Annotated in this window: 26 protein-coding genes and 1 pseudogene; 9 read left to right on the top strand and 18 right to left on the bottom strand. The window is 63.4% G+C overall.

The genetic code is table 11. The features are described from left to right. Position 1 precedes the first annotated feature (1 nt). Positions 2-916, bottom strand: a complete 915-nt coding sequence (locus tag PO78_RS18610; RefSeq protein WP_043745914.1) for a WYL domain-containing protein — start codon at positions 914-916, stop codon at positions 2-4. A gap of 145 nt (positions 917-1,061) precedes the next feature. Here PO78_RS18610 and PO78_RS18605 point away from each other — a divergent pair, with 145 nt between their 5' ends. Both PO78_RS18605 and PO78_RS18600 read left to right on the top strand, forming a co-directional pair. Continuing rightward, entirely contained in the window at positions 1,062-3,887 is a 2,826-nt protein-coding gene (locus tag PO78_RS18605; protein ID WP_043745911.1) for a dynamin family protein, read from the top strand. A 1-nt stretch (position 3,888) separates the two neighbouring features. Further along, the gene (locus tag PO78_RS18600) at positions 3,889-5,874 is read left to right on the top strand and encodes an ATP-binding protein (RefSeq protein ID WP_052484460.1); all 1,986 of its coding nucleotides are present in this window, start codon (positions 3,889-3,891) and stop codon (positions 5,872-5,874) included. Between the two features lie 48 nt (positions 5,875-5,922). Here the strand turns inward: PO78_RS18600 and PO78_RS18595 are convergent, their stop codons facing one another. The 11 genes from PO78_RS18595 to PO78_RS18545 all read right to left on the bottom strand — a co-directional run bounded on the left by PO78_RS18595 (position 5,923) and on the right by PO78_RS18545 (position 16,753). Continuing rightward, on the bottom strand, positions 5,923-6,546 hold the full coding sequence (locus PO78_RS18595; RefSeq protein ID WP_043745908.1) for a DUF4400 domain-containing protein: 624 nt from the start codon (positions 6,544-6,546) through the stop codon (positions 5,923-5,925). Next, positions 6,543-8,447 (bottom strand): conjugative transfer system coupling protein TraD, encoded by a 1,905-nt coding sequence (gene traD / locus PO78_RS18590; RefSeq protein ID WP_043745905.1) that lies wholly within the window; start codon positions 8,445-8,447, stop codon positions 6,543-6,545. The genes PO78_RS18595 and traD overlap by 4 nt, the downstream gene beginning before the upstream one ends. A gap of 1 nt (position 8,448) precedes the next feature. Next, positions 8,449-10,125 (bottom strand): MobH family relaxase, encoded by a 1,677-nt coding sequence (gene mobH / locus PO78_RS18585; RefSeq protein WP_043745902.1) that lies wholly within the window; start codon positions 10,123-10,125, stop codon positions 8,449-8,451. 78 nt (positions 10,126-10,203) lie between these two features. Continuing rightward, on the bottom strand, positions 10,204-10,833 hold the full coding sequence (locus tag PO78_RS18580; RefSeq protein ID WP_052484459.1) for a FlhC family transcriptional regulator: 630 nt from the start codon (positions 10,831-10,833) through the stop codon (positions 10,204-10,206). Positions 10,834-10,845: 12 nt separating this feature from the next. Further along, positions 10,846-11,145, bottom strand: coding sequence for a hypothetical protein (locus tag PO78_RS18575; RefSeq protein ID WP_043745899.1), 300 nt, complete (start codon positions 11,143-11,145; stop codon positions 10,846-10,848). Positions 11,146-11,492: 347 nt separating this feature from the next. Next, on the bottom strand, positions 11,493-12,557 hold the full coding sequence (locus tag PO78_RS18570) for a DUF932 domain-containing protein (RefSeq protein ID WP_043745896.1): 1,065 nt from the start codon (positions 12,555-12,557) through the stop codon (positions 11,493-11,495). Between the two features lie 282 nt (positions 12,558-12,839). After that, complete coding sequence (locus PO78_RS18565; protein ID WP_043745893.1) at positions 12,840-13,850, bottom strand: DUF7146 domain-containing protein; 1,011 nt, start codon at positions 13,848-13,850, stop codon at positions 12,840-12,842. Beyond that, positions 13,837-15,459 carry an ATP-binding protein gene (locus PO78_RS18560; protein ID WP_043745891.1) on the bottom strand — a complete coding sequence of 541 codons (1,623 nt, stop codon included), beginning with the start codon at positions 15,457-15,459 and terminating at the stop codon, positions 13,837-13,839. Before PO78_RS18560 ends, PO78_RS18565 begins: the two co-directional genes overlap by 14 nt. Before the next feature lie 71 nt (positions 15,460-15,530). Beyond that, the gene (locus tag PO78_RS18555) at positions 15,531-15,848 is read right to left on the bottom strand and encodes a hypothetical protein (RefSeq protein ID WP_052484458.1); all 318 of its coding nucleotides are present in this window, start codon (positions 15,846-15,848) and stop codon (positions 15,531-15,533) included. A gap of 10 nt (positions 15,849-15,858) precedes the next feature. Then, positions 15,859-16,113 (bottom strand): hypothetical protein, encoded by a 255-nt coding sequence (locus tag PO78_RS18550; RefSeq protein ID WP_043745888.1) that lies wholly within the window; start codon positions 16,111-16,113, stop codon positions 15,859-15,861. 64 nt (positions 16,114-16,177) lie between these two features. Further along, positions 16,178-16,753, bottom strand: coding sequence for a hypothetical protein (locus PO78_RS18545; RefSeq protein ID WP_043745885.1), 576 nt, complete (start codon positions 16,751-16,753; stop codon positions 16,178-16,180). A gap of 549 nt (positions 16,754-17,302) precedes the next feature. On the opposite strand from PO78_RS18545, the gene PO78_RS18540 reads away from it, so the two are divergent. From PO78_RS18540 to PO78_RS18510, 7 genes are all read left to right on the top strand, one after another. Then, positions 17,303-18,070, top strand: coding sequence for an AcaB family transcriptional regulator (locus PO78_RS18540; protein ID WP_043745882.1), 768 nt, complete (start codon positions 17,303-17,305; stop codon positions 18,068-18,070). Positions 18,071-18,212: 142 nt separating this feature from the next. Then, complete coding sequence (locus tag PO78_RS21990; RefSeq protein WP_052484457.1) at positions 18,213-18,575, top strand: helix-turn-helix domain-containing protein; 363 nt, start codon at positions 18,213-18,215, stop codon at positions 18,573-18,575. A gap of 664 nt (positions 18,576-19,239) precedes the next feature. Next, positions 19,240-19,515, top strand: coding sequence for a helix-turn-helix transcriptional regulator (locus PO78_RS18530; RefSeq protein WP_197068809.1), 276 nt, complete (start codon positions 19,240-19,242; stop codon positions 19,513-19,515). A 248-nt stretch (positions 19,516-19,763) separates the two neighbouring features. Beyond that, positions 19,764-20,708 (top strand): site-specific integrase, encoded by a 945-nt coding sequence (locus PO78_RS18525; protein WP_043745879.1) that lies wholly within the window; start codon positions 19,764-19,766, stop codon positions 20,706-20,708. Between the two features lie 7 nt (positions 20,709-20,715). Continuing rightward, positions 20,716-21,924 (top strand): DUF1173 domain-containing protein, encoded by a 1,209-nt coding sequence (locus PO78_RS18520; RefSeq protein ID WP_043745876.1) that lies wholly within the window; start codon positions 20,716-20,718, stop codon positions 21,922-21,924. A gap of 83 nt (positions 21,925-22,007) precedes the next feature. Further along, complete coding sequence (locus tag PO78_RS18515) at positions 22,008-22,289, top strand: plasmid pRiA4b ORF-3 family protein (RefSeq protein ID WP_082047898.1); 282 nt, start codon at positions 22,008-22,010, stop codon at positions 22,287-22,289. Positions 22,290-22,346: 57 nt separating this feature from the next. Next, positions 22,347-22,904, top strand: a complete 558-nt coding sequence (locus PO78_RS18510; protein WP_043745874.1) for a GNAT family N-acetyltransferase — start codon at positions 22,347-22,349, stop codon at positions 22,902-22,904. Between the two features lie 26 nt (positions 22,905-22,930). Here the strand turns inward: PO78_RS18510 and PO78_RS23480 are convergent, their stop codons facing one another. The 6 genes and pseudogenes from PO78_RS23480 to PO78_RS18500 form a co-directional block, all read right to left on the bottom strand. Then, positions 22,931-23,521, bottom strand: coding sequence for a hypothetical protein (locus tag PO78_RS23480; RefSeq protein WP_231570760.1), 591 nt, complete (start codon positions 23,519-23,521; stop codon positions 22,931-22,933). Between the two features lie 183 nt (positions 23,522-23,704). Then, positions 23,705-24,136: pseudogene (locus tag PO78_RS23655) on the bottom strand (alginate O-acetyltransferase AlgX-related protein); the annotation flags it as partial. Continuing rightward, positions 24,120-24,737, bottom strand: a complete 618-nt coding sequence (locus tag PO78_RS22550) for a TfuA-like protein (protein ID WP_082047894.1) — start codon at positions 24,735-24,737, stop codon at positions 24,120-24,122. The gene PO78_RS22550 and the pseudogene PO78_RS23655, both read right to left, overlap by 17 nt. 49 nt (positions 24,738-24,786) lie before the next feature. Next, complete coding sequence (locus PO78_RS22545) at positions 24,787-26,013, bottom strand: YcaO-like family protein (protein ID WP_082047892.1); 1,227 nt, start codon at positions 26,011-26,013, stop codon at positions 24,787-24,789. After that, positions 26,003-26,212: a hypothetical protein gene (locus tag PO78_RS22995; protein ID WP_043745871.1), complete on the bottom strand. Its 210-nt coding sequence runs from the start codon at positions 26,210-26,212 to the stop codon at positions 26,003-26,005. Before PO78_RS22995 ends, PO78_RS22545 begins: the two co-directional genes overlap by 11 nt. Positions 26,213-26,271: 59 nt before the next feature. After that, positions 26,272-26,484, bottom strand: coding sequence for a hypothetical protein (locus PO78_RS18500; RefSeq protein WP_043745869.1), 213 nt, complete (start codon positions 26,482-26,484; stop codon positions 26,272-26,274). Positions 26,485-26,771: the final 287 nt, after the last annotated feature.

Below are 26,771 nucleotides of genomic sequence, written 5' to 3'. Positions count from 1 at the left end.
CTCAGTCCGTCTCGGCTTCAAACCGCTGTAGATCAGGGGACCGGTATCCCGGGGCCAGCACTGCGTTCTTGACGCCGTAGATCGCGAGATGGTCCTTCAGCCAAAGTCGGTACTCAGGCCCGCGGAGGCTATGGTCGGGAGAGCAGTCGACGCTCCATTTGCGAAGGACATAGCCGACCGTCGCTGCCCTGAGCTTCATGTGCAGCGCCCCGTTGTGCATGCCGTAGTCCATTTCTGTGATCTCCGGCCTGGGTTGATCCGGGTGCGGGATCAAGTCGATCTCGACGATCCGCGTCCACTGGATGTCCTGGTCGCTGCGCTCGTGCGCCTCGATCTCGCTGCCTTTGAGCACGATGGGGCGCTTGATTCGGGTCAGCACGAAATCGCGGAACTCTCGGGTCTTGCGGTCGAAGGCGCGTACATGCCACCGCAAGCCGTTATCGATCAGCGCGGAGGGAACGATCTCCCGCTGGGTGCGACCGCTGGAGATCGAGTGGTACTCGATTTTGAGCGGGCGTTCTTGATGGATGGCCCGGGTGACGCAGGCGAGCCCATCCAGGTCTGGCTGCGTGAGTCGCGCCGAGATTTCGTTGTTCACCCAAACCTTGATGCGCAAGGGCTCGCCGTCGCCGAAGCCCTGAGTGAGCCAGGAAAGCACCCGTTCCGGTGGGAAGTCGAACACCGGCCGGAAGTCTTCGCCCAGGACGTATGCCTTCGCAGTGGCGTCGTAGTCGATGTTGCCGGGGGCCAGTTCCTTGTACAGGGCTAGGTCCCGGGTCGCCGCCGCTGACTGGATTGCAAACCGGGACACCAGGTCCTGTCGGCGTATCTCACCAATGAAGCGGACGCGCAACTCCACGAAGGCCAGGCGATCCCGTTGCGGCTGGGTCAGGTTGGCAAGCTGTTCGTTCGACATCCAGGGTGTCTCGGTCGAGTTGATGAATGATTATGCAGATCGTTGCCAAAAGTATATAAGTCGCCCTAGAATGTGTCCATCAAACCATTAGAAATCGTGTATCCGTCGCATTGTGATTAGTATCATGACTGAGGAGGCAAGCCAAGTGAAATCGCCGAAACAGCTGAGAACGGAAATCCAAACCCTGCGTTCGAGCGTCGAGGGAATCAGGGACACCCTCTTGCACAAGGTCAGGGATGCGAGGGAGCCTGCCTGGGGCATAGGCCGGGACTGCGCGAGGACGGCAGAGGCCCTTGATTCGATCCTGAAAACCCAGGTCGTTCCCGAACACTACAAGGTTGCCGTTGTCGGGCGCTTCAAGGCGGGCAAGTCGTCCTTCGTGAACGAACTGCTCGGCGCGAGACTCGCCGGAGAGGACACCAGTCCCGAAACTGCCGCCGTTACGACTTTCGTACATGGTTCGACGGTGAAAGCCAGAATCCGCTTCGTCGGAGCCGACGCATGGGACGGCTTTCGCAAGCTCCACGCCGAGGATCCCAAGCACATCGACGCCCACCGCATGAAGATGTGGCTCAGCTTCGATGGCAAGGCGCGCAAGAACGCCGAGGGGCAGGTCGTTGAAACGTTTGACCTTGCGGCCCTCGAAAGGACGTACGTGAAGCCCGGCGGGCATGTTCTGGAAATCACGCTCGACAAGCCCGGCGAGAAGTCCGCAGAGAACGCGTTCCGCAGGCGCCTCAAGGAGTTTACCTCGGGCACTCGTCCTCACCACTGCCTTGTCGAGGGAATCGAAATCACCTCCCCATCACTCCTTCTGGAGGAGGGCGTGCTGCTGGTGGACACCCCGGGCCTGGACGACACCGAGCGCTTCCGGGTGACGCTCACGGAAAAGGCTGTCGAAGAAGTGGACGCGGTCCTCTTCCTCACACAATCCGGAGTCGCCTACGGCCAGTCCGAGAAAGATTTCATGCTGACGCTCCTCCGACGAGGGACCGTCAAGCAACTCATCTTCGTCATAACGCAGGTGGACAAGACCTACGAGCAGCACCTGTCAGCAGCCGAAGACAACGACGAGGATCCGGAGACGCTCGCCCACCGCATTCGGCGGGAGGAGAGGCGCATCCGAGACGAGATCGACGCGACGTTGGCCGAGCTCGGGAGCGACGATTCGCCTGCAATGCGGCGATATCGCGAACAACTTGGCGTCGTTGGCCTGGTTTTCACCTCCGCGCGCAAGCACCGCGACTGGAAGGATGGAAAGGCCGTCGAGCACGGTATCCACCCGGAGGATCCCGGCGGCATCGAGCGAATGAAGGCGCAACTCCTCAAACTGCTTTCGACCGAGTCCCGCTTGGCCATGGTCGCCCACAATATCGCTTCCGGATCGAAGTCGGCCCTGGACGATCTCCTAGGTGTCATCACGAACCGGCGGGCCGCTCTTCGCGACATCAGGGACGGGGAGGTGGCCGAACAAAGGCTAGCCACCTTTCGCAAGGACTTTGAGTCTGCTCGGCAAAGATTTCAATCCGCAGCCGAATCCGATGTCGCGATCCTGCGCAAGAACCTCGAGGACGCCGACAAAAGGAACGATCACCTTATCGAGGCAATAGGGCTGCTGGCGGACAGGGAACTGGGAGCTTTCGAATCGACTGACGTCGGGAAGCATTGGAAGACGCGCCGTTCCGGCTATTGGGGGTATATGCACGACCTTCAAGGCAAGGTCGCCAACAAGATATTCCCCCGCGTGCAGCAATTGCTTTCAGATATGACGGCCCATTTCGCCGTGTTCGTCGAACATTTCGAGAAGCATCTTTCGGCCCTCTCGTCGTCGAGCGGTGAACTGGCCGAAAAACTTGATCTCGGTGCGACCTTGCCGTTCGATCTCACCAAGACTCTGGCCGGCTCCCTCGAAAAGTCGCTGGCGGCTGCTAACGACCTCATCGCAGCCGAGGAGCAGCGCATCGTCTCGTTCCTTGACGATTTCGTCTCCGACGAGGTGTCCGACAAGATTTCTGCTGCCCGTGAGAAGGTTGCGGACATCTTCGGGAAGGGCACCACCTACCACCAGTCCAACGAGGTGCGTGCCTTCTACTCGGAGGTCAGGAATCTACTTCAGAACGCGCTGACTGCGCATCTTCGGGAGCGGGGTGCGGCTTTCGGCCGGTTCCTGGTCGTCGAGGCCGACGGGGTTCCCCGGAACGCATTGGCCGAGGTGGATGCAACCCTTGCCGGCGCGGAGCAGGACATCAAGGCTGCGGCCACGGCGCATATCGGCGGTGAACGGGAATCCTTCGAGCGCGAATGCGACGGCACCGTCTCGGCCATCCTGGGCGTTGTCGAGGCCTGCACTCCGCTGTTGGAGACCCCGGAGGACCCGGTGCCGCAGCCGCCGGACGTTCCTGAGAGGGAAAGGGCTTCTTGGACGAGCGAGTATGGCGCCGAAACCGAGGATTGGTTCGAGTCGATCCAAAAGGAGGCTACGAAGACCCGCAAACGGCTAAGACTCAACGACGGCGACGCTGGATGGCCTTTCGAAAAGATATTCGAACGGTCGCTTCTTTCCGGATGCTCCCGCATCGCCCTCATCGACCCGTATCTAGCTCTGCCTCATCAGGTTCGGAATCTCAAGGAATTCCTACTCGTTGTGGCCGAGGTGGCGAAACCGAAGGAAATCCTTGTCGTCACGTCCGCGACGTGGAACGAGGGTACCGGCGCGAGCGCGCGAATCATGGACGAGGTTGGCACCGACCTGTTTCGTTCGTTCGGAACGAGCCTCACCATCAGAATCGACCCGACGATTCACGACCGGTATGTGGTGTGCGACCACGGCTTGCTATTCAAGCTCGGTAGAGGGTTGGACATATATAAGCCGGCCACGGGTTTGGCCTCGCACCGTCCGGCGAGCCGTCGCGTGCGCAGGACGGACATCGACGTTTTCACGGTTCCCGGCTTCAAGGACGGGGCGCCCTGACATGGCTAGTAGGCCGCGCAAGAAGGAGACCGGATTCGGCTCGCTGTTCGAGGAAGATTACCTCGTCAGGACGCTTGGGCGCATCGCGCACGATCCGGAGGTTGCACTTACTGAACTGGTGGCCAACGCATGGGACGCTGGTGCCTCTCTGGTCGATCTGACGATTCCCCCTGTTAGGGACGGTACGCTAGTCGTCCAGGACGATGGACACGGAATGAGCGCAGCGCAGTTCAAGGGGCGCTGGATGACGCTTGGCTATGATCGGCTGCGCCACCAGGGGGCGAACGTCGAGTTCCCCGCCGAGCGAAAGAACTGGCGCAGACGCGCCTACGGCCGGAATGGCGTGGGACGCCACGGGCTTCTCTGTTTCGCCGACTCCTATTCGGTTGAAACGTGGCGCGAGGGCAAGGGGGCCGGCTTCGAGATAGGTACGCAGAGCCGAGAGAACCCTTTCAGGATCGAGAAGGAATCGTCTTTCCTTAGGACCGGAAGCGGGACCCGGCTTTCCGTGGCTGTGGCGCGCCATCTTCCGGATCCGGATCGCATTCGGGAAATCCTATCGGCGCGCTTTCTGCACGATCCGCAATTCGTTGTGAGGGTCAACGGTCAGTCAGTATCGCTGGCCGACCAATCGGGCCTCATTGAGCGGGCCGCGCTCGAAATACCCGGTTGTCCTGCCGCGGAGGCGTTCGTAGTCGATTCAACCCGTGCGGCAAAATCGACCATCTACCAGGGCGTTGCCTTCTGGGTGAACGGTCGTTTGGTCGGGACGCCGGGCTGGGTCGTCGGGACGGATGCCGTCGTGGACGGAAGGGCGCGTTTCGCCAAGCGCTATTCGATCGTGGTAAAGACCGAAGACGGATGGATGGGTGAGGTCGAGGCGGACTGGGCGCGGTTCAAGGCGGGGCCGAAAACTGACGCACTGTTCGCTGCGGTGCGCATGTACGCACAGGAAGTTTTCGCCAAACTCTCCGCAACGCTCGTCGAGGAGAGTTCCGAGGAGGTGCTCGTGCGCAACCGCGAGCAGTTCAGGGAACTCTCGCCTTTGGGGCGAATCGAGGTTGCCAGTTTCACCCAGGAACTGGTGAAGGCCAACCCGGCCATCCACCCCGACACTCTCTCGGCGGCCGTCCAGGCCGTCATCAACCTAGAGCGCTCCCGGGGCGGGGCCGCCCTGCTCGAGAAACTTACCAAACTCGACGATGCTGACATCGAGGGGCTGGACAGGCTTCTCGGGCAGTGGACGGTCAGGGACGCGCTGTCCGTCCTGGACGAGATAGACCACCGTCTGGCCGTTATCGCAGCCATCGAAAAGCTTTGCGGCGATCCTGCGACGGACGAACTGCACACCCTGCACCCTCTCGTTACCCAGGCCCGTTGGCTTTTCGGCCCGGAGTTCGACAGTAGCGAATACGCTTCGAACGTCAGCCTCAGAACAGCCACCGAGAAGGTTTTCGGCAAGAGGGTGTCCACGACTGCGTTCGCCAACTCACGCCAGCGTCCTGATATTGTGGTCCTGGCCGACGCCACCTGCTCCGTGGTGGGCACAGAGTCCTTCGACGCGGCCGATTCGAACCTCATGCGCATTCGAGACGTGCTGATCGTTGAGTTGAAGAAGGGCAAATCGACCATTGGTAGAGAAGAAATGAACCAGGCCGATGGATACGTGCAGGACTTCCTCGGAAGTGGTGCTCTGGACGGCACGCCGATGTTCAGGGCTTTCGTAGTGGGACACGAGATCGCTCAGAAGACGTCGCGCGAGAAGGAGATCAAGGAGGAGGGCGTGCTGCGCGGACGGGTGGTCGCCACGACCTACGGCCAACTAACGAGGACTGCTCACCAGCGGCTCTTTCGTCTGAAGGACAAGATTCCCGCGCGCTACGAGGATGTTTCGGGGGCAGACCTGTCGGCAAGAGTTATGGGGACGGCAAGCCAGGCGCCTCTGTCCCTTCCGGAGCCGCCACGGACGCCTGAATGTGGTCCATAAAATATGAGGCTTGGAGCTGAGTCAATCGAGAAACGCGAGACTTGCTCCTTACCCTCTCAGGTGAAAACATCCCACCGCCCGTCCCGCCAGCACCCCGACCACCAGCGGCACGCAAGGCAACAGCAAGGGATGCAGCGTCACCGGCAGCACGAACCCGATGACCGTCGCGCAGAGAGAGATGATGCCCAAGCTCGCGTACAGCGCGAACATCTCCGGATCGTGCTGCAGGAATTCCTTGGCCTTGATGAGCCGTGCGAACCCGCCGTCAACGAGGGCGGCCAGGACGAACACCGTCAACTCGGGCAGCCATTCGAGCAGAGTGGCGAACCGGTAGCTGGCAAGCAGGAGCAGGGCGTCGACGGCGCGGAAGTAGGCGTTATTGAAGAGGCGCTGGTTGACCGACGACATCTCCCGGGACACGGCGCCATTCACGCCCGCCGGCGAGGGCGCATCCTTCGCGGCAGGAATCGGGGTAATCTCGGCCGTCGTCTCCTGCATTCTCAGCGACCGATTCAGCATGCGGGTGGCCGGCTCGCCACCCCAGTATGCAGCCGCCGCCTCATGTTCGGCGCGCAGTTGGGCGAGGAAGCGCTCCGGCGGATGTGCCGCGGGTACATACAGCACGAGCACCAGCAGGATGAGCAGCGATACCACGGCGACGGCGCGGATCATGGCGTCTTCCCTGCCGGGCGGTGCGGCGTCGCATCGGGATCGAGGATCGGAAACCGCCCCTTGATGATCCGGCCGCCCGACACCGAGGCGAAGTACTGGAGGTTGGGCAGCTTCCCCAGCACGTCCGCCGGCACCATCTCCTCGAAGCTCTCGGTGAGCTGGGTGGAATAGCTCGACGAGAAGTCGCCGAGGTGGGCGTCCGAGCCGTGGCTCAAGCCCACGCGCACCGTATGGATCGCCGTCTTGCCGAAGGTCTCGACGACAAAGTCCTGGGTCGGCCGGTCCTTGGTGCGCAGCGCGATCAGGTTGTTGAGGTTGCCCAGCGCCATGCGTGCCGCATCTTCGCTGCCTAGCCGCTTGGCCAGGTCCGCCAAGGTCTGCATCGCGCAGGTGGTGAAGATGCCGCCCTCGGCGCCCTTGTTGAGGATCTCGATGAGCGGCTGGTTGATGACGTTCGAGACCTCATCGACGAAGAGCGCGATGCGCCGGTAGCTGCCCAGGTTGTAGCGCATTCCGGCGCGTGCTGCCTGGTCAGCCAGCGCCAGGGCGCCGATGGCCGAGGCGACGGACGGGTCGGGCAGGGAGTCCAGGCACATGTAGAGCACATGACCCGCCCGCTCGATCTTCTCGAAATTCATGATGGGCCGCCTGTCGTCCGCATCGAAGGGGTCGGGTGAGAGGCTCTTCCCCAGATCGCCCGAGGTCAGCATCGACAGGATGGGGAGCAGGTTGGCGGTGATCTTCTGATAGTGCTCCCGGTTGTGGCGGAAGGTGCGCACCTGGGCGTCGATCACCTTGTTGCGCTGGTTCTGGGCGATGTGGTGCTCGTAGTAGGCGACGAAGGCCACCAGGTCGGCGCTGGCCGCTTCCGACGGGCGCTTGAGGTTGCCGCGGTGGGCGTCGTTGAGGAGCTTCTTCATCTCGGGCAGTTCCCGCCACCCGGCGCCGAGGGTCTGGTCGTAGTAGCGGCGCAGTGAGCTTTCCAGAACCGGCTCGATGCCGCCCTCGATGTACTTGGTGAGCTTGACCAGATTCGGCCGCTCCTCGAGCTCGACCAGGCCCTGCACCACGACGTTGACCGCATCCCAGCCGAAGGCCGAGAAGGCGCCGGCGGTGTCCGGCGGCATGATCGACTGGATGCGCGAGGCGATCTCGGTGGGCTTCTGCCAGTTGAAGGTGAAGTCCAGGCGCACGCCGCGTTCCGGGAAGGCCGGGTGGAACTCCAGGAAGGTGTCCGGCTCGCGGTAGTCGGCGCAGGCCCGCTCCACGACGCGTTTGAGCCGCCGGCTGTTCTTCGGGTCGATGACGATCACCACGTCGCCGCGCCGGATCGCCTGGGTGACCAGGTTGGCGAGCGCCACGCCCTTGCCGGACTGGGTGGTACCGACCAGCAGGGTGCCGCCCTCGAAATTCTGCAGCGGCCGGTGCAGGGGGCCTTCTTTCGGTTCGACCCCGTGGATGTAGGGCAGACCGATCTCGGCGTCCGGCTGAGGCTTGGCGTTGTAGCCGAGCAGCCGCAGCAGGCGCGGTGACACCGCGAATTCCCGGTAGTCGATCTTGGCGAGCTCGTAGAGCCGTTGCGAATGCACGGGCCGCCATTCGAAGCCGAAGCCCAGGAACACCGAGGCCGGATCCTTGCACCAGCGTGCCAGGGTGTCGGTGCCGATGACCTCGATACCGCGTCCGCCCAGCGACGCCCGCAGGACCAGCATATGCATCGCCTGGGCCACCCGCAGCACGCCCATGGCGAAGCAGACGAGCGCCAGCGGCATGGCCAATTGCCGGGGGAGGGCGCCAGTCACGCCGACGCCGACGAAATAGACCAGCGCCACCCACCAGGCGATGGCGGCATAGACCTCGTAGGCCCGGCGCCAGGGCATCTCGTAGCGGCGTACCAGCATCTCAGCCTGCCTCCACCGGTGGCGCGGCGAAGCCCGCCAGATCGAGCCCGCGCACGCAGCGCGGGTCGAGCACGATGCCGACGGTGGGATGGCCGTTGAAATCGCGCGACAGGGTCGGCGGCGCATCCCGACCTGGCCTGACCAGCATCTTGGTTTCGGCGAGTGCCCGCATGGCGAGCGACGGTTGGATGCCGCGCCGCTCGAATTCGACCAGGGGCACGAACACGCCTTGGGCGATGGTGCACACGGCGGGCGGCCCCATGCCATCGTTGAGCGTGCGGACGGCCTCGGCCAGGGCGTCGCGCACGACCGGATTCAGACGCATCGGGGCTTGCAGAGCGAAGGCGGCGGGAGGCGGCTCCGAGGCCGGCTCCGGCGGGGATGGGTCGGGCGATTTTTCCACCGCTGCACTGGCTTTGCTGCCGGCGGGCGGCTCGGGCGGCGGTATCAGCGATAGCTGGGTGCCGCTCTTGACGGGGGGCACCGACGGAGGCTCGGGCCCGGGCGCTTGCGGCGCAGGTGGGGCGGGCGCACGCTCCGGTTTGAATTCCAGCGCCTGAGGTAGGGCTACCGGTGGCGGATCGACTCCCGCGAGCAGAATCGCCGGGGCCGAGAGCTTGACGGCTTCGAGGGGGGCCTTGGCACCGGGCGGCTGGATAGACCAGGTCGAGCGGCCTGCCGTCGCCGCCTCGAACACGCCCGCGGCCAGCAGCAGTTCCAGCACGGTCTCGGGCGCCTTGGGAATGCCGGCCAGTTGGTCGGCCTCGAGCAACTGGTGGATATCCTCGGCGCCGCCGGGCCAGATCAGGAACAGGCCATCCTGCCCGAACCATAGGCGCGATTTATCGCGGTTGGGCAGCCAGGCGGAGTTGCCGCGGGTGAGCCGCCGCAGGGCATCGACCAGGTAGCGTTCGAGGTGGGAGCCATATTGCGGCGAACCATAGCGGTCGGCGCTGGCGATCAGATTGCGGTCGATGACGAGCGCGAGCGAGCGGCGCACGAGCTCATCGAGGATGTTGTGGTCGCGATAGACCGGGATGCCGCCGATGCTTGCCAGCAGGTGGGGCACGATGACCGCATTGCCCTCGGCGAGGTCGGCCATCACCGCGGGCGGCACCACATGGGGCAGGGCGAAGAGTCCCAGGCCGCGCGCTTCGACGGCCTGGGGCCGCCAGCGCAGGAAATAGCGTTCGCTGCCGCGCGAGGCCAACCAGTCCGTCAGCGGTTGCAGGAAGGCCGGCCAGGTTTCGCCGGCGGCATCGGTGACGATGACATGGCTCAATAGGCGGTGCAATTCGCTGCACAGGCCAGCGATGAAGGTTGCGTGGCGCCAGCGCGGCTCGAGTTTCCGGCGTGCCGAGATGCTCATCCGCCCCGAAAAGATGTGCGCGTCGGTGCCTTGCAGGCTGAAGAAAGCCGTCTCCAGGCCGAGCCGCAACAGGCCGCCGGGCGTGCTGAAGTAGTTGTTGGCGGTCGCAGGCAGGAGATGCACGCAGGCGGCGTAGCGGCGCACCAGCGCCAAGATGTCGCGCTCGAAGCCGTCCCGGTCGGCGCCGTAGCAGAGCTTGATGCGCGCGATCAGGTCTGCTTCGCCGGCCAGCAACTCGTCGACGGGCAGTGCGGCGAAACCGGGGTCGGAGGCGGGGTACGCAGTGGCGGGCGTTGGTGTGGCAGGCATGGCGGCACCGCAATGCCGGAAGGATGGGATGCGATCATTCTCGTGGCGTCTGCGCGGCCTGTCGCGTCGAAACGGGGCCTATTCGGCGGGGGTATCGCTCCCGGGGCTCAGCAGGTGAAAGAGCGCCAGCATGCCCAGTTGGCGCTCCGTCATGTCGCGGGTGGCGCGGGCCGGGTAGGAGGCCTGGATGCGATGGTCCAGGTGAAAGCGTTCCAGGAGCTTGCAGAAGGGGCAAGCGTCGCCGTGTGCCACGGTGCCGACGGCGGCAATGAACTCGCAGCCGCAGCTCGGGCAGGGGAGCACGGACAGCGTGGGTGCGGTGGCCAGCCAGATGCCATCGATATAGGAGACGAGGTTGAAGGCGCGATCCAGGCTGATGCGATGAGGCGGCTGCGTGGCGGCCTGGTAGGCGCGGTAGGCGAGGACCAGGGCGTCGCCGGCGGTGAGCCCTTGGATGCGCAACTGGCGATACTTGGCGCCGATGAGGCAGGCATCGGTACGCAGAATGAGGTTGGCGCCGTGGTACCACTCGGCCGAATCGGGGGCGCGTCCACGTGGGATGCTTCTGGGATCGGGGAAGAAGAGAGCCTGCACCTGACGCGGCGGGATGCCGGTGATGAGGTGGATGGTCTTCAGCCGTGCGCCGAGCGCCACCAATTGCTTCGCCAGTTGGATGGCGCGCAGGTGCCGGTCGCCGCGCGTCGGCATGGGTCTCGGTTCCTACCGCCGGCCTTCGATGGGTTTGGGTGGATGGACGAGTGCCATGGGGCCTGCCAGCGGCCGGGGAGCGTTCAAGAGCGTTACCAGGTCGGCGCGCGGCGGGAACAGGGTCGTGTCGCCGACGTGGATCACCAGAGACCACAGATCATCAAGGCTCAAGCTTCGAAGGTAGTTGGCTTGTTCGGTGTCGAGCCCGTAGCGGCAGCAGGTTGAAGCCATGTCATGCTGGAGACCGGCGCGTATGACGACGAGCACGTTCAGGTTGATCCATTCGGCGTCGGTAAGGGTCACGTGACTCATGGGCCTGGTCTCCGGTTCGCCCTAGTGCGACAGATGCCCACGACGTCGAGGTTGGAAACCTTCGTGAGCGATCGGGCGCGATGGGGTGTAGTGAGGGTAGATCTGGATCAGAATAGATACCGCGAACGCTGTATAGCAATAGCATTTACCGGGCGGCGAGGGGCTTCGCCATCCTTGCCACACGCAAGGTCCGATCGATGCCGTCGCTTGGGGAGTCGCCCCGTCGCAGACCCGCTGCGACGACCACGCCAAGCGGAATACCAATGTCTTTGGCATGGGCGTGGCGGGGAAGGGCAGAAGGCCGGGCCGGGGCGTATACCCCGGCCGGCTTTCAGCGATCTTCAGGATTAGGCAGCTTCCGCCAGCCCTTTCCACTCATGGGCCGGCAGGTCGATGAGGCGGCCGCCCAGCGCTTCGAACTCCGTCGCGCGGTCGTAGTCCTCGACCTCCTGGCTGTAATGCGTGACCGCATTGACCAACCCATAGCCCGAGAGCTGACCTTCGGCGATCAGGTGCCGCAGCACGCCGGCGCGCTCGGTGTCGTTCAAGGTGTAGCGCTGCGCCAGCACCTCGACCGTCTTCACCGGATCGCCCACCAGCGGGATGGCGAGCGTCTTCTGCAGCTTCTGCGCCGTCTGGCGGAAGGTCGCTTCCGACACTGCCGCCTGCACCACATCGCGCACCTTCAGGAAGAAGGCCTTGTCGTCGGCGCGCAAGGTGTCGTCCTGATACACCGTGATGCCCTCATCCTCGGCGCTGAGCGTACGGCCCACGTGGGTCTTGCGCAGCGAGCGGTCGGCGGCGATTAGGCCATTGCTGCAAACGAGCCGGAAGAGTAGGGACTGCACCGACAGCGTCCCATGGCCGACCTCCGAGTTCGAGATCACCACACCGGCCTGCACCACGTCGCCGGGTGCCATCTCGTACTTCAGGCGCGGCGTGATGCACTTCAGGTACATGCGCGTTTCGGTCAACTCGACCGACTCGAAGCGTACCTCCGGCAACTGCTGCAGGATGGGCAGCACGCTCTCGGCCAGGTCGAAGTTGTCCAGACGCCGGTAGCGATCCGACAGCACGGCCCGAACCTGGCCGTCGAGGGTACGCAGCATGCGCCGCTCTTCCTCGCTTTGTAGCCAAGTGTTCACGTTGCGGTCGAGCAGGGCCGGCTGGTCTTCACGCATGCGCTCGAAGTAGGCATACGGAATCTTCAGCTTCTCCGCCAGTTGGCGGCGCGCCAGCGGGGTGACGCCATAGCGCACCGGGCCGCCGCCCTCCTCGATGACGAGGCGGGTCTCGCCCCGGTCGTCGGTGGCATGGCGCACCAGCGTCGAGGGCACGATCAGATCCTTCTTCGAGTGCAACTGGCGCTCGAGTTCCTGGGCCAGGCTCACGAGAGAACGTCCGCTTTTCATGGCAATCTCCTTGTCGGAAAAGAAAAGCGGGGACGGCACATCCTTGCGGGGATGCGCATCCCCGCAAGGGTCGATGGCGGAGCGGCGATTGGCCGATCCGAAAGAGGCGCGACGTGAATCGCGCGAGAACTCCAGGGCTGTCTTCGCGACGCCGTGGGGCGTCACCTGGTGTGACAACTACCAGTGGGGCAAACCGCCTTTTCACCGGAACCGCCAGATGCGGTCCCGCTGAAAAGGCGGGTGCGGCGGCATCACCAAGATGGACCGCACCCGCATCAACACTTACGCCGCGCGAGGCTCCTGGGCGGCCAGACGCTGGCGCCAGACGTCGGCCCAGTCGGTGCCGGCCTGCCTGGGCAGGAACACCCGCACTTCCCGCCGACCCGTCGCCTTCTCCTCCCGCTTCAACCGACGCGCCAGCGCGAAGGCGAAGGCCTGGCCAGCGAAGTCGCCCTCGGCGTCGTTGTCCGCGTAGATGCAGACTTTGCGCACCGTGTCGGGCAGCCACAGCTTCTCCAGGTTGCCGGCGTTGAGCCCGGCCCACACCGGCTTGCCGGTCGCCAGATGCAGGGCGAGACCGGTCTCGATGCCTTCGCTGATCGCCAGTTCCTCGGTCGGCTCAAAGAGACGCACCGCGGCGCCGTTGATCCCGGCCGAGAGCACCTTCTTCGCGTCCAGGGCCGCGAGCTTGCCGCCGTTCTGCAGATAGGTCCGGTGCAGGGTCACGGCATGGCCATCGGCCCCCTGGATGCAGGCCAGCATCGCCGGGTACTCGGCGATCTTGCGCGACTTGCCGGCGGCATCCTTCTGGTAGTAGCCGAGCGCCGGATGAAAGCGCAGCACCTTCGGGTACACCGGTAGCGCCAGGCCTCGGCCGCTCAGGTAGCGGTCGACCTCGTCGCCTACCGTTACCGGCTGGGCTTCGTTCCAAATGCGCTGGGCCAACTTCTTCATGCGCTCGGCCGAGGGTTCGCCCGCCCGGGACGTTGCCGTCGCCGGCAGCATCCCCAGACAGCGCTCGACGTCGCGCAGGGCGGTGTTGAAATCCACCCCCAGCACCGCCTGCAGCAGCTTGAAGCCGCCGCCTGGGCCGCACTGGCGGCAGTGGTAGTTCCCCTCGCCGAACTTGTCGGTGTACTGGAAGCGGTCGGTGCCGCCGCACAGCGGGCAGGGAAGGTTGCGGCGCTTTAAGATGCGCTCGTCGACGCCCAGGCTCGCCAGGATCTCGGTCCAGCGGCCGTGGGCACGCTGCTTGACCGCTTCGATGCGGGCCGCGTAGTCACGATCCTGCATGGCGGCCTCCCATCCCGGGCGCTTCGGCGAGCAAGGCTACCGAGTGGCCGGGCGCCGAGCCCACCCCCACGGAGACCTGGAAGGCCTTGCCGTGCAGCAGGGGATATTTCCCCAGCCGCAGTTCCTGCAGCAGCGAGTCGAGCGTCTGCACCGGATCGACCGAACGCAGACGACGGATGAGGTCCGCCAACGCGTCGCGGTCGGCGTCCAGGTCCGACCCCTGAAACTGGTCGTTTTCGTCCATGAAGGACGAGACCTGACGCACCGGCTCTCCAGACGTCTCGCCGGCCGGGATGTACAAGACATCCTCGTGGCAGACGCCATGGTCGGCGATCTCGACGACCTCGTGGCCGACGCGGATGCGCACGGCCTCGCACAGGATCACGGTGGGCCACACCCAGCGCCCTTCCAACTGCACGCGCAGCTGTTCGGCCACCGGCTCGACCCGTACCGCTTCTTCCTCCAGGAAGCGCACATGGCGCTGGGCCCAGTGGTCGAGATGCAGGCCGATCCAGTCGACGACCAGATAGCCCTTGGCCCGGGCCAGCATCCAGCGCGCCGCGTTGTCGTCGCCCATCCAGTTGAGCGAAACCAGTTGCACAGCGCCGCTTTCGATGGCTTGGCGGGTGGGGGCCACGGCCACTTGCCGGACATAGTCGCGGCTGTCGTCCTGGATCGGGTAGCCGACGATGTCGTCAAACAACTCGGCCGGCAGCACGTCGAGGTCGTTCAACATATCCACTTGCCCCGAGCCACGCATCGCTGAGTAGTAGATCTCGACGAAGCGGTCGGGCGGCAACTGCACCTTGGCCACCTCCAGGGTCCGGCGCCAGCAGGCTTTCAGCTCGGCATCGATGCGTTTGCTCTGCACGTCCTCGTCGATCAGCTTGTCGCGATCCGGCAGGCGCGCGGTGAACTGGCGCGAGTCAAGGTGCACGACATTGACCTTGTCGAGCTGGCAGTAGGTCGGCTTCATGACGCAGAAGCCCTGCAGGAACACCATCGTCTCGTAGCTGTTCTTGCCGTCGCGCGTGCCGGCGAGGTGGACTGCGCCTATCGGGCTCGGCATCGTCGCGAGATTCGCCTGCGCAAAACGGCGCACGAGCGGCTTGCCGTTGAACAGCGCCGGCACCGGAAAACCCAGGCACAAGGTCTCGATGCGGTTGCCCAGGTCGGGCAGGTCGACGCCGTGCAGCTCGATCCGCGTGCCGGAGACCGTCTCCGCGATGGCTTCCACGTCGATCGACGCCTTGGCCAGTGCCGCAGCGGTATCGATATCGACCCGCTGGTGGTTCGAGGCGACGATGCAGCGCGTGGCGGCATAGAGGCACTTCGAGAAACCCACACCGAACGGGCGCTCCTCGGCGGCGGTGGTCGCATCCCAGCCCGACTCGTGGAAGCTCAGGAGCTTCTGGAAGTCGTCCAGGCCGCAGCCATCGTCCTGCACCCGCAGTACCTGGGCGGCGGCGTCGTAATCGATCTCGATTCGCGTCGCGCCGGCGCGGCGGGCGTTCTGCAACAGCTCGGAGACGAGCGTGAAGCGATCGGTGAAAGCGTAGCGCTGGTTGCGCAGCGCGCCATCCTCATTGATTCGAACCTGTATCTGCATGATGTGCTCCATGAGTGCAGACGGAACCCGGCCCCGGCGGGACGGGCCCGCCAAGGGGGAAGAACACCTGCTCAGCCGATGCGGCCAACCGGTGGAGTGAATAACTGGCCGGCGGCCAGGGCCTCGATCAGGCTGTGCCCGAGGAACTCCCGGGGCAGCAGGTGCTGGGTGCTGAGAACACGGCCCTCGACATCGAGCCGCTCGACCTTCAAGCCGATCGGATGCCAGTGCACCCGGTAGGTCAGCCAGTCGGCGCCGGCGATGACGAAGGTGCGGCCGGCGTGGCCGGTGAGGACTTCGCTTTCCTTGACCAGGAACTCGATGTCTTCTGCTGCCTGGACGGTCAGCAGGCTCGGTCCAGCGAGGGTGATGCGTGCTTGGGCTGACATGGCGGCCTCCTCACATCGAGCGCGGCCAGCAACGGCTGTTATCCGGCCGGCTGCGCTCCGCGCCTTGGTTTGGTGGATTGGGGGACGGATTGCTGATCGGCTGCGCAGGTACGCGGACCGGCGGCATCGATGTTAGGCATTCGGCATGCTGTCGTTCCTGCGTAATCTGTTCCAGCAATACCGCATCCTCATAGTCCAGGCGTCCCGCGATGCCGTAGGCGATGAAGATCGCCATCAGGCAGAGGACATCCTTGAAAGCGGTCATGACGACTCCTTGAATGGGGCGGGCCTTTCGCATTGGCGAAGAAGGCCCGCAATTGGAGAACGGATCAGGCGAACAGGTCGCCCTGCACGGACATCCGCTTGACCTGCTCGTTGATCCACTGGGGGTTCTTGGCCAGCCGCGCCTCGACCCATTCGGGATTTCGTACGACCGCGTCGCGCACCCAGGCGGGATAGCGCGCCAGGGTGGCTTCGAGCCAGGCCCTCAGCCCATGTCGGATGTGCTCGCGCACTTCCTCCGCGTCGACCCGACCGCAATAGGCGATCGGCGACAGCGGGCTGCAGCCGACGACGCGCAGGCAACTCACAAACGAGAACGGCAGGCCGTCCTTCTCGCGCTCGGCGAAGACCCAGCGCAAGGTGTCGAACTTCTCTTCCAGCGGTGTCGTGGGATCGGCCAATTGGCTGACCTCCTGCAGCAGGCGCCAGTGGAGGAAGACGACGTCCTCCTCGCTCCACTCGACGGGTGAGTCCTCGTCCTCGAGCAGGCTGTCCAGGGCTGCGCGATCGGGGATCGCCGCCGGACGGTGGCTCGATGCCGCGGGGCAGGGTGGTAACGCAGGCCCCATGGGTGCGGGGCGGGCGACTCGGGAAGAGAACGTGGATCGGCTCGGGTTCAGCATCGTTGTCTCCAGGGAAGAGCAGGAGGCAACGCGCACCACGACTGGAGGCGTAAGCCCCCAGGGGGTGATGAACGGCCGGCCCGGAACGGACCGGGTCGGTGCTACGGGGAAAGACTCCAGGGCTGGCGGGAACGGACGGCGTGAGCCGCCAGGATCGGTGTGCCAGCTACCGATCGAGGAAGGCTTTCGGGGGAAGGGCGTCCGGGAAACGCAGGGAACGACGCCTCGCCCCTGCCTCGAAAGCTCGCCTCGATGGCATGGACGCGACTGGCACCGCAAGCGGTGCCGACAAGATCGGCGCACGCGGCACCGGACAAGACCGGTGGCCTACGCGAAAGACGGGAAACTCCAGGGCTTGCCTTGTTTGAATGCAGGGCCAGCTGCTGCATGACGTCAAAGTAGTCGCGCCGGATGGCCAGGTCAATACCGAAAACCGACCCAAATCGAGGCCGATGCCGAAAGCCCCCTCAGGCGACGGCCATTCCCGGTGGCGAATGCAGATGCCGGCGCGGATGATCACTCCGAACGCGGTATTTGGAGGAGCGGGGCATGTCGGAGATCCAGATCGTCAAGGTGGACCAGGGTGGCGTCAATGCCCGCATCCTCGCCAAGGAGGCCAAGGCCGACTTCCGGCGCGTCGAGGCGGCTAGCCTGAAGATCCCGACCCGCTTCACGAGCGCCGAGGGCAAGCGCTTCTTCGCGCGGCTCTTCAACACGCTGCAGCTCAACACCCACTTCATCTCGGTGATTGCCCGCACGCGGCTCGACCACGCGGACGTCGCCAAGGTCGAGGACACCATCCGCGCCCAGATGGATGCGGTGACCGCAAACCTCAACCAGGCCATCGACGGCGCCGAGGCGCTATTCAAGGCGCACGGCATCACCAGCTCCGCGACCTACGACACCGTGCCGCTGGATGTGGACGTCCATGTGCTGTCGTCGATCGGTCGACGATTCCTGGAGGTGCTGGGCAAGCTCGACCAACTGATGCCCTTGCTGCAGACCCTGGAGATCCACGAGGTGATCACCACCCAGGCGGTGGATATCCAGCGCGCCAGTCTTAAGCGCCAGGTGCGCGACGTCGCCAATGGCGCGCGCAACTTCGCGATGGGGCTGCGGCGACGGATGAACGCCCTGGACGCGCGCAGCGGCGAGGGGCGTAGCGAGGGAAGCCGACCAGAGACCGTGACCGTAGGCGTCGCGGATGGCACGGACGAACCGGGCGCGGAGCGCGAGGCGACGCTCGATTCGATCGATGTGAGCGCCGATGCACAGCCGGAAGCCCCGGAAAGCATCTCGCCTTCGGTGGGCGACTGAGCTTCGGTTACCGCAGCCAATCCGGGGCCGATTTGTCACTTCCCACCTCGGGGATCAACAAAGATGACGATAAGCAAAACCACATAAGAACCCCTGTTTCGATAGTCCAGTGACCGTCATTCTTGTTGAGTGAAAGGACAACATGATGGCGGTGAAAAAGAAAGAGTCCGCCCGTCTGGCGAAGCGACTTGGGGGCAACCTCTCCGAGCGGCGCAAACAGCTGGGATGGACACAGGAGATGGTTGCGGAGCGGGTCGGCGTCGACGCCGAAACCATCTCGCGCATCGAGCGCGGCGCCCATCTGCCGTCCCTGCCGACGCTGGACCGGCTTGCGGGGGCGCTTCAATGTTCGGCTGGCGACCTGTTATCGACGGAAGGACCCGAAGAGGCCAGCGAAGCGGCGACCTTTGGCGCATGGATTTCCGAACTCGGGGCTGACGACCGGGCATTCGTCATGTCGGTCGTGCGGAGCTGCTGTGAATACCTGGGCAGCCGCTCGAGATAGGAAATTGTCCCTCCCGCGGAGGGGAAAAAGGGCCGCCAGGCCAAGTTTCGTGCGCGAAACCCTCGCGGCGCTCTCCCCACGGTGCGACTTCCAATCGGACTTCAAAACGCCCGACGAGAGCAGGAGGGAATCATGGTCCTATCCGCCACGGTGGGCTTGAGTCGGATCGGCTTCATCCGCGAGCCGATGTCTGGGCCGCAGCCTTGACTCCGGCGTGCAGGAATGGCTTCGGCATCGGTGCCACCTCCAATCCCCGGCGTGTGCGGCCCCTTTCGGCTGGCGCACCCCGGCAAGTCTTGTGTCGGCCCACGGACCTCAATATCGTACCAACAGGCTCCACCTCGGGTTGACCCGACGCCGTGGGAGCTCGCACCGCTCTCGTGGCGGCGTCGCAGTCGTTACCTGCCTGTTGCCCGTCGATCCGCTGTCGCGCGTGCTGCGCAGCATAAATGCGGTTCGCCTGATCTTTCCCGACCCGAACGCCCTTGGCCGTCCGGCGGCGGGATTCCCCTTCCGGCTCATTCTTCCATGCCGCGCGACCGGGGCGCCCGTGGCATGCCGTCGAGTTCTGCGTTCCCTATCGGCCCGCGCCATTCTGACCTAGCGGGGCCGCAACCGAGCAGGTCATACCCCTTACCGGCACCCGCCGTGACGAGGTCCGATCATGCCCACCATCCGTTCCCGCGTCGCCGCGATGGCAGCGACTCCCATTGCTCCTCCGGCCACGCCAGCAGCTCCGGTTCCGACCCGGACGCTGCCCGAAACCGGCTTTCTGCGGCAGCCGCAGGTGCTGGCCTTCGTTCCCATCTCCAAATCGACCCTCTGGCGCCGCATCCAGGCGCGCACCTTTCCCGCACCGGTCAAGCTCTCGGAGCGGGTGACCGTCTGGCGCGCCGAAGACATCCGCCGCTGGATCGCGCAGCAAGGCCAGCCCGGCTGACGGGCGAGGCCAACTGCGGGGAGCCGCTCGGTGTGGACCGACGGCACTGCTTGCGGATCGACCAGGCCGGCACCGGCCCGCCGCATGCTTTTTTGCAGGTCCGGCCGGTCGGCGCTTCAGCGAAGGCGCTGCCGTTGGCCTGATGACGAAATCCCGCGCCCTTCCCGGCGATTTCGGCTGGCGAAAGGCGGTGTCGGCGCCCGAACATTCGGGCTATGACGGTCGAGCAATGATGGGAGAGGCAAGTCATGCAAGGCAATCAGGAGGTCAGCAAGCACTACGAGAACGCGCTGCAGTCGGCCGAGATGCTCCGTGCCGTCGTCGGCGGTGAAACCTACGAGGCGGTGGCCGCGCGCTTCGGTGTCTCACGCACGGCGGTCGAGCGGCGCGTCAAGTCTGTCGCAGTCCAGCTCACCCAAGTCGTGGGCGTCGACGGCCTCAAGGAAGAAGGGGCCGCCTTCGTGCGGCGACTGCGCCTGCATCGGGAGGCCATCCTGGTCGCGCTGGAAGGGTTCGAGCCCCAGCCGCCGGTCGGTGCCCGTCCGGCGCGGGTATTGTCGGCGGCGGAAGTGACCCAGGGGGCGGTGCGTATCAAGGGCCGAACCAGCCGTACCTGGCACGACCTAGCCCTGTACTACATGCTGTTCGCCACCGGCCTGCGCCCCCTCGAAATCGCCCGGCTCGAAGTACGCGACTACCTGCTTACCGACGGCAGCGTGTGCCGGGAATCGGATTTGCGCGCCGAAGCCGCCATCAACGGCAAGGCGAGACCGCTCTACTTCAGCAGCAGTCGGCTCGACGATGCGTTGACCGCCTACTTCCGAGAGCGGCGCGACGGCGGGCATGGGATGGGCGAGCCTGACTGCTACCGCGGCCTAGATCCCGCAAGCCGGCTGTTCCTTTCCCCGGCCGGCGAGCCCTACAATATCGTGCCCAACAACGGCGCACCTGGGCAGAACCGTTATGTCTGCCGGGCACTGCTCGAGATCTACCGCAAGTTGTTCCGCTACGCCGAACTGAAGGGCCTGAGCGCCCAGTCGGCGCGTCTCACCGTGATTTCCCGGATGTATGAGCGCGGGGCCGACGAGGATCAGGTGGGCACGATCCTGGGGATCGGCGAGCGCAGTGCAGTGCGGGAGCTGCTGCCGCGGCCCAAGCCGACGCTGGCGGAACTGCTCGACGAGTTGGTCTGAACCGGCGATGGAAACCCAGCGCTTTGCCATCAAGGGACGGGTGATCATCGGCGACGATCCGCAACTGCAGGACGCGCTCGCCCAGGTCTACGACACACCCGAGCGGCCGCGCTGCCTGTGCGTGCCGGGCGGCGTCGAGATGTACGTGGCCTTGCACCGCCAGTTCGTGGTCAAGCGCATGCCGGAGAGCGGCAGCACGCACCATCCGGGGTGTCCCTCCTACGAGCCTGAGTTCCAGCAATCGGGGCTCGGCGAGCTGGTCGGGGAGGCGGTGCTGGAATCGGAACCGGGCCGCGTCGAGCTGCGCGTGGATTTTCCTTGGACGCGGGTGACCGGGCGCGGCGTGCCGCGCGGCGATCCGCAAGACGTGTCGGAGGTCGGCGTGCCCGGGCGGCGCATGACGCTGCGGGCGCTGATGCATTTCCTTTTCGAGCGCGCTGGCTTCAACCGCTGGAGCCCGGCGATGGCGGGCAAACGCAACCAGGGCGTGGTGCGCAAGTATCTGCTGGAGGCGGCCGAGGAGATCATGGTCAAGGGCGTGCCGCTGGCCGAACGCCTGTACGTGCCCGAACCCTTCAACGAGAGCGCCAAGGCCGACGCCGCCCAGCGCCGACGCGAGAAACTGGCCGTGCTGCGCCCCAAGGATGGGCAAACGCCCCTGGCCATCGTGATCGGCGAGTTCAAGGCGAGCGAGGCGACGAGCCAGGGGCGCCGAGTCTGGATCCGGCACATGCCGGATGCGCCGCTGCTGATCGCCGGCAAGAGCTGGGAGCGCGTCGAGCGCGTCTTCGCCCCGCTGTTCGAGGCTCGAGATGCAGACACCAGCCGCCCGGTCCGCCTCGTCCTGGCGGCACTCATCCGCGCCCGCCGCGAATACACCTATGAGATCGACGCGGCGAGCCTGATGCTGGCGAGCGAGCACTGGATTCCGATCGAAGGGGTGCATGAATTGCCGCTGATCGATGCCCTAGTGGCCCAGCACCGCCGCTTCGTCAAGCCGCTGCGCTACGACGCCCGGAGCGGGGCAGTCTTTCCGAATGCCTTGCTGCTGGATACTGGAGCGCGACCCGTTCCCCTACACGTGGCCAGCGCGTTCATGGACCCCAAGGAGCGGGCGGCAAAGGAGAAGGCGATCGCATCGGGGACACCGGAGGCCTGGGTGTGGTGGACCAATCAGCCGATGCCCGCCTTCCCCGCGAAGGCAACGGAGCGCTAGATTGCGGGGTATCGTCCAGGTGCTGATTCCGGCCGCTCATGACCACTCGTGCCAAATCGACATGATTAGCGAATCCGAGCCACCTGCACGAGTTCATCATCGGCCATACCCACTATGGCGAGACCGATCCGGTGTCGGACTATCCTGATGATCCGCTGCTCCTGAGCGACGCCCGCGCGACGCTGGCCCGCGCCCTCGGGGGCCTGACCGCCTTCACCTACCTATACGACTTCGGCGACGGCTGGGAGCATCGCGTGCGGGGCGAGCAGCTCCTACCACCCGATCCCGCTCTCAAGCACCCGCTGTGTCTGGCCGGCGCCAATGCCTGTCCCCCGGAGGACGTCGGCGGGTTCCTTAGTGGCTGACACCCTTCCGCGGTCCTGAGACAATGACCATTCGTCCAAATCCCACTAGAGCTCAACATGAATGCAACGGCACCGGTCGAAATTCGTCTCGTCGAGAACTTTTCTGAGCCTGAGTTCGGGACCCTGACAGCCGACGCGTTCAGTGGCATCCACCAAGAATCCGCCAAGCTGGCGTATGTACTAGATCGTGAAAAGAGCGACGCGCCCAAAGGACTGACTGCAAAGACGATTCGGTTTGGCGCCTTCCAGGGAGATGCGTTAGTGGGGTGGTCTGTAGGTTGGATGGAGAAGGGACGCGTCTACTACATGGCCCACAGCGGTGTCGCCCAGCAATTCCAGCGTACGGGAGTGTATGGCTGCCTGCTCGAGCACGTAACCCAGTACGCGGGATCTCAAGGCGCCATCGCCTTACGGTCGCAGCACTCTGTTCTGAATAACCGGATGATCATCTACAAGTTGGCAAGGGGTTTCCACATCTCAGGACTAACGTTCGATCCGCAGATGGGCAGCCTAGTGGAATTGACGCACTATCTGTCGGGGTCAAGAGCAGAACTATTCGCAGACAGAGTTTCCGCGCTATGCGCTCCCAGAAAAAACAAGGACGAAGGAATCTAGTCCGCTAACAAAATATCTGAGCAGAACTATCCGTCGCCTTGAGCCAAAGCACCTATGCGGCCTTCGGCACTCCTGTATTTCTGCAAGGCGTTGCTCAGCAACACATAGTCTGCTGCCCGATGCGCCGCGGCAAGTGAATCATCCAGGTTCTGCCGCAATCGCTCACCGATCTGAAACGCAGAGAGCCGCTGCAGAAGCGCGACGAAAACACATGCCTCGAACGGAGAAATTCTTTCGGCAGCCTCCAGAATCAACTCCTCCGCCTTTGCGTTCTGGTTGCTAGCTATGGCTTGAAACAGCGAGTGTGCAATCGTAGCGCAAGAGTACTGCGGACGCGCGGCGATCTCGTGAACCTGAGAGATGCGAGAACTGTTACTCGCGAGAAGCTTCACCAGGCCGAAAGCACGGAAGCTCGCACCCCCAAGCGTGCTAGGTCCTCGAGAAATAAACCTCTCATTCGTTTGGAAGAGTACATATCGTGGGTTGAACTCGCCCAAAACGGGTACGTCCGGAGCTGGAGAGAAGATGAACAGGACCTCGCCAAACGTACTTGCCAGCAACTGGAGCAGATCCCCACTTGAAAATGAATTGCCGAAAACAAGCAGTTTTTCGAGCACTGGCGCGGAGGGGCATCGAGTTAAAGTGACGCTTCCAACATTACTGACCTGTACTTTCCTTTCAACCTCCGCCGGTTGTCCGGCGGAACAAACTGCTGCTATAGGCGAAGTTCGTGGTGGAGAGACCTTTCGCCCGAGATCTCCGTACGCATGGACTGTCGCAATCTGATATGGTCCAGGGGCATGCTGTGCCTGTACTCCTAACGACGTGAGAAGCGAGCAGCAGACGTGAACGGCGCCTTTGCCATTGAGATGAGAGTCCGTCTTTGAGTGAAACTGGCCCGTTGCTCCCTGCCTTATCAAATGGGAGTTATCCAAAACAGCTAGGCCACGCGTCCGTAACGGATACTCGAGACAGTCTCCAAGCGGCTTCGGGCCGTGACTGATGTTGCTAGGCAACAGTTCGTGCAGCACGGTGTGCTTTTCAGGCGCAATCCAAACCGACAAGCGCGCGCCACGTCGCTTTACTTCTTGGTCGAACCTGCTGAGGGTATCGATCCAATCATGAAGCGTCGATTCTGCGAGTCTGCGTTCGCCACTAAAGTAGTCCAACCACCTGTTGGCACCTTGTCCGTGGAACAGCCAGCCCCCTTGACCCTCAATAATGTCCGGCATCACTACGGATTTGTTTCCACGGGCTCGCAGTAAGCAACTCTTCCAAGTCTAATTGCTTCCGCTGACGTTTCCGAAGTTCCGCCATGAATCCCGTTACGTCGGACGAGGGCCCGCCAACCTCCTTGAGCACAGACTCAATTTGCCCCGGCGTTCTGTCTCCAAACCAAAGCGCTCGAAGCATGGAAATTGTCCTGGTAGCTTGAGCCCGCGTGAGGCCGAAGCTAGGGCCGAAGGTGTCAAGGGCGTATCTGACATTCACCAGCGGCTCCGTTACGGGGAAGTACGGTCGCTCTGGAAAATACAGCAGGCAGGCTTCATCGTCACAAAAGTCCGGGTCGTTTGCGAATTGCTCGTAAACATAGCCGTATCCCCGCATACCGAGATGGGACATTTCAGCAGCCCTGATGGCACCTAAACTGGAAACGCCCCATACTTGCCAGCCGGCATCCAATGCGTCACAGATTTCCCGATGAGATACCGCGGGTTCGGCTTGGAACACGCCGTCGCAGATAATTAGAGTGGAAGCTGCTCGGTCCTTGATTAGGCAGGCTACATCTCCTCGTCTTACGGGCGGTCTCCAGTCGAACTGGTCGGACTCCATATACTTGTCGTCCAGCCCATACGTAGACGGGCCAGCAAATACGATAACTTTATGCACGCGCAGTAACCGCGGCGAACACCCGCGGTCCCATTCTCTTCAAGTTGTGCTCGATGTGTTCAGCTCTGGGTACTACAACCTTAACAACTGAGATACTTGGAATGTCGTGATCAAACGTGTAGCGATAGATGGGCCCCAAGTTGTTCCGATGAACTATGTGAACTAGGCGCGCAATGATCTCGGACATCGTCTCATCGCGATATTGGGCGGGGGCAAGCACTTCGTGAAAACTCAACATTCCCGCAGCATCGAAAGCGCGTCGTTTGACCTCGCTCTCAACCCTGGCTCGGTCAGATTTGTCCCATCTCGCGTATTTCGAGTAGAAATGCGTGATGTCATCCCTTCCGCCGTGGATGTGGCTCAGTCGTGACTGCGCCGCCTCGCAGATGGCGCGAGATAAAGCGATTTCCGCGTCTGAATGCAACCCTTGCCCGGTCGAAAGATTGACTGTGTTGCTCTCCTCCTCAGTAAGGAACGCTTGAAAGCAAGGCAACTGATATGTATTGCCGATGTAGCGAACGGCCAACGAGACCCCTAGGGATTTCCATTGATCTGAATACTGACGGAAGATGTCCGGCAAAGTTCTCGGATCGATTAGCAACGATCTGTCTTGCACTTTGTTCATCGATACGACGTCTCGTTCGAGAACCTCGAAAATCGCATGAACGGTTGCCTCAGGGACTGAGTTGCCCGATGCCAGTCCATTCGTCGTTCCGCCGAAGAAGTTTTTGCACCCAGCCGGCAAGTAGGGCATAAAGACGAGTTGGGCAGGAATGACTGAGGTATGTCCGGCCGAAAGGTCTTCACACGTGACGCCATGAATCATGTCACTCTCGGAGACATTCACGCCGAGTCTCGGAGCGAAATCTATGAATCGGAGCGGCAGTGACTTGAGAAGTTCACCCACGCTTGTGCACACTGGGGACCACTCCGTAGCCTCCGGCTCTGCGAGCGCGTACTCAATTGCCTCCATGGCTGCACCGACTTTGGCGTCGATCAGTTCTGTTCCCTTGCCCGCGTGAACACGCAGCACCTTGCCACGCGGGCGGATACTGGCGAAGACAGGTAGCCCAAGCCTGTCCATTCTTGTGGTGTCCGTAACTCGGGAGATCCCGACCGACGCCAAGTGCGGACGGATCGCTGAAAATGTCTCTTCCGCTCTCCTGGTGCGGAGGCTAGACCCAAGTCTAATTACCGCTGAGGAAGACTCAGTCGTCATCGGTTGCGCTCGAGTGGGCTAGCGCAATTGGCTCGATGTCGATCTTGCGAAGAAACTCAGAGAGCCGAGCCATTTCGTCGCTAGACAATCTATTCAGCGAAATGTAGAGACCGAGCTTCTTGGTTTTTAGTTCGTGAAGATCAAGTTCGTGAGCGCGGAACTCTCGAACCTTGCTGCCAGCTTTATGATCATCACTCATTTCCAGTCCTCGCTGTGCTAGTGGCGTCGGAACATAGTTAAACGACAGCGCAGTTGCGCTTAGTCGTCAGTGGCTGCCGAGTGCGCTAGTGCAATGGGCTCCACGTCCACAGTACCTAGGAAAGTTTGAAGCTTGGCGAGGTCCGCCTCGGTGAGCTGGTTCAACGGGATGTAGAGACCCAAGTCGCGATCCGCCAACTCCTTCAGCGTTGCGGTCTTTGACTCAAGGATCCTCACCGTCACACGGCCGCCCTCATTCGTTTTGTCGTCCATGCTTTCTCCTTCGTACCGTCGCGAGGAGGCCCCATCGCAACGCAGGGAATATGTGAACAACATCGGCCTCGCTGGCATTATACCTGAATCCGTGTTGTCTTCAGCGCGTACCCGCTCCGCGAGCCCCAGCGCATGATTTTTCTGCTGCCTGACTCCCAATCTCAGCTCACCGCAGCCCCGAGCACCGTCCTTTCACGGCCCGTAGGCCCGGCGAGCCGGGCTTACGGGGGGTGCGCTACGTCATTTTCCTGCTCCCACGCGGCCGTCGCCCTTTCGCCGCAGCGAAA

Origin of the sequence: Thauera sp. SWB20 (assembly GCF_000831325.1) — a bacterium.
Classification (GTDB): domain Bacteria; phylum Pseudomonadota; class Gammaproteobacteria; order Burkholderiales; family Rhodocyclaceae; genus Thauera; species Thauera aminoaromatica.
Note: the sequence above shows the minus strand (reverse complement) of the source record. Positions and strands in the feature narration are given on the sequence as shown.

Excerpts from the sequence above, each read along its gene's own strand:
- PO78_RS18610 (WP_043745914.1), bottom strand. The coding sequence starts at position 916 with ATGTCGAACGAACAGCTTGCCAACCTGACCCAGCCGCAACGGGATCGC.
- PO78_RS18600 (WP_052484460.1), top strand. The coding sequence starts at position 3,889 with ATGGCTAGTAGGCCGCGCAAGAAGGAGACCGGATTCGGCTCGCTGTTC.
- PO78_RS18595 (WP_043745908.1), bottom strand. The coding sequence starts at position 6,546 with ATGATCCGCGCCGTCGCCGTGGTATCGCTGCTCATCCTGCTGGTGCTC.
- traD (WP_043745905.1), bottom strand. The coding sequence starts at position 8,447 with ATGCTGGTACGCCGCTACGAGATGCCCTGGCGCCGGGCCTACGAGGTC.
- mobH (WP_043745902.1), bottom strand. The coding sequence starts at position 10,125 with ATGCCTGCCACACCAACGCCCGCCACTGCGTACCCCGCCTCCGACCCC.
- PO78_RS18580 (WP_052484459.1), bottom strand. The coding sequence starts at position 10,833 with ATGCCGACGCGCGGCGACCGGCACCTGCGCGCCATCCAACTGGCGAAG.
- PO78_RS18575 (WP_043745899.1), bottom strand. The coding sequence starts at position 11,145 with ATGAGTCACGTGACCCTTACCGACGCCGAATGGATCAACCTGAACGTG.
- PO78_RS18570 (WP_043745896.1), bottom strand. The coding sequence starts at position 12,557 with ATGAAAAGCGGACGTTCTCTCGTGAGCCTGGCCCAGGAACTCGAGCGC.
- PO78_RS18565 (WP_043745893.1), bottom strand. The coding sequence starts at position 13,850 with ATGCAGGATCGTGACTACGCGGCCCGCATCGAAGCGGTCAAGCAGCGT.
- PO78_RS18560 (WP_043745891.1), bottom strand. The coding sequence starts at position 15,459 with ATGCAGATACAGGTTCGAATCAATGAGGATGGCGCGCTGCGCAACCAG.
- PO78_RS18555 (WP_052484458.1), bottom strand. The coding sequence starts at position 15,848 with ATGTCAGCCCAAGCACGCATCACCCTCGCTGGACCGAGCCTGCTGACC.
- PO78_RS18550 (WP_043745888.1), bottom strand. The coding sequence starts at position 16,113 with ATGACCGCTTTCAAGGATGTCCTCTGCCTGATGGCGATCTTCATCGCC.
- PO78_RS18545 (WP_043745885.1), bottom strand. The coding sequence starts at position 16,753 with ATGCTGAACCCGAGCCGATCCACGTTCTCTTCCCGAGTCGCCCGCCCC.
- PO78_RS18540 (WP_043745882.1), top strand. The coding sequence starts at position 17,303 with ATGTCGGAGATCCAGATCGTCAAGGTGGACCAGGGTGGCGTCAATGCC.
- PO78_RS21990 (WP_052484457.1), top strand. The coding sequence starts at position 18,213 with ATGATGGCGGTGAAAAAGAAAGAGTCCGCCCGTCTGGCGAAGCGACTT.
- PO78_RS18530 (WP_197068809.1), top strand. The coding sequence starts at position 19,240 with ATGCCCACCATCCGTTCCCGCGTCGCCGCGATGGCAGCGACTCCCATT.
- PO78_RS18525 (WP_043745879.1), top strand. The coding sequence starts at position 19,764 with ATGCAAGGCAATCAGGAGGTCAGCAAGCACTACGAGAACGCGCTGCAG.
- PO78_RS18520 (WP_043745876.1), top strand. The coding sequence starts at position 20,716 with ATGGAAACCCAGCGCTTTGCCATCAAGGGACGGGTGATCATCGGCGAC.
- PO78_RS18510 (WP_043745874.1), top strand. The coding sequence starts at position 22,347 with ATGAATGCAACGGCACCGGTCGAAATTCGTCTCGTCGAGAACTTTTCT.
- PO78_RS22550 (WP_082047894.1), bottom strand. The coding sequence starts at position 24,737 with ATGGAGTCCGACCAGTTCGACTGGAGACCGCCCGTAAGACGAGGAGAT.
- PO78_RS22545 (WP_082047892.1), bottom strand. The coding sequence starts at position 26,013 with ATGACGACTGAGTCTTCCTCAGCGGTAATTAGACTTGGGTCTAGCCTC.
- PO78_RS22995 (WP_043745871.1), bottom strand. The coding sequence starts at position 26,212 with ATGAGTGATGATCATAAAGCTGGCAGCAAGGTTCGAGAGTTCCGCGCT.
- PO78_RS18500 (WP_043745869.1), bottom strand. The coding sequence starts at position 26,484 with ATGGACGACAAAACGAATGAGGGCGGCCGTGTGACGGTGAGGATCCTT.